Genomic DNA, 1,112 nt, shown 5'->3' on the forward strand with positions numbered 1-1,112 from the left:
AGCGGGGAGATCAGGGTGATGCCGTGCTGGTGGGCGGCGGTCACGATGATGTGCGCGGACGAATATCCGGCGTCGGTGAGGTGCTCGGCGGGAGCCAGGTTTTTGTTGTCGAGTTGCTGGTGGATGGTGGTGGTCATCGCGGTGTCGGGGACGGTCGCGGTGGTGGTGGCGACGTTCGTGATCAGGTTCGGGAGTTCACCGGGCCCGGTATCCGCGCCGGCCGGGGTGGGTGGGTCGCAGGTTTCGGTGATGTGGACTTTGTAGCCGGTCCAGGTGGTGTCGCGTTTGATGCTGTATCGGGCGTCGAGGTCGTACGGGGAGATGATTTTGTTTCTGGCGGGCGGGATGCCGTCCCCGTCAGGGGCGGGGTCCCGCCGTCGCACCTCCTGCCGGCCGGTGCCGGTGGTGCGGTAGTACTGCTGGATCCAGATCTGGCGTAATGCCTGCACGGCGGGCAGGTTGACCAGCCAGCCCGGTGCGTCGCGGTGGTGGATCGCGTCGAGCAGGTGGTAGCCGTCGACGCCGTACTGGGTCATCAGGGCGTCGCGGCGGGTTTGGCTTTCCGGTAGGCGCAGGTTGTCGATCCGGGCGCCGTAAACGCTGGTCCAGGACGCGTCGATGGTGGCGGTCAGCCATTGCGGGGCTGCTGCGGCCAGGGCTTCCAGAGCGGCGCGCAGGGTTTCCCCGGCCAGTTCGAGGCGGTTCAGGTTCCGGATCGCGGCCAGGACATGGGTGGAATCGGTGCGTTGCCGGCCGCGGGCTTTGACCAGCCCGAGCCCGCCCAGCCGGACCAGCAGGGCGTCCAGGGCCAGGGCGGTCAGGTCACCGTCGACCAGGCGATCCCGGAACTCGCTCAGGACGGTGAAGTCGAAACCCGGGTCTTCCAACGCGAGACCGAGTGCGTATTTCCAGGTGATCCGGTCCCGGACCGCGTCCGCGGCCTGCCGGTCGGTCAGGTTCTCCGAGAACTGCAACACCGTGACGATCATCAACTGCGCCGGGGAGATCCCGGGCCGTCCCCGCACCCCGAACGCCGCCGTGAACTGGGAATCCTCATACACCTGACCCAACTCGTCACGGATCCGCGTCGCGAGATTCCCCTTACGAAACGA

The 1,112-nt window shown here is 67.3% G+C and carries 1 protein-coding gene; it reads right to left on the minus strand.

Annotated features, from left to right (window positions below; genetic code table 11):
* Positions 1-1,061, minus strand: a 1,061-nt coding sequence (locus ADL15_RS15100) for a transposase (protein ID WP_232344107.1), incomplete at its 3' end; no start/stop codon positions are given.
* Between the last annotated feature and the right edge of the window lie 51 nt (positions 1,062-1,112).

It is taken from the genome of Actinoplanes awajinensis subsp. mycoplanecinus (assembly GCF_001509495.1).
Classification (GTDB): domain Bacteria; phylum Actinomycetota; class Actinomycetes; order Mycobacteriales; family Micromonosporaceae; genus Actinoplanes; species Actinoplanes palleronii.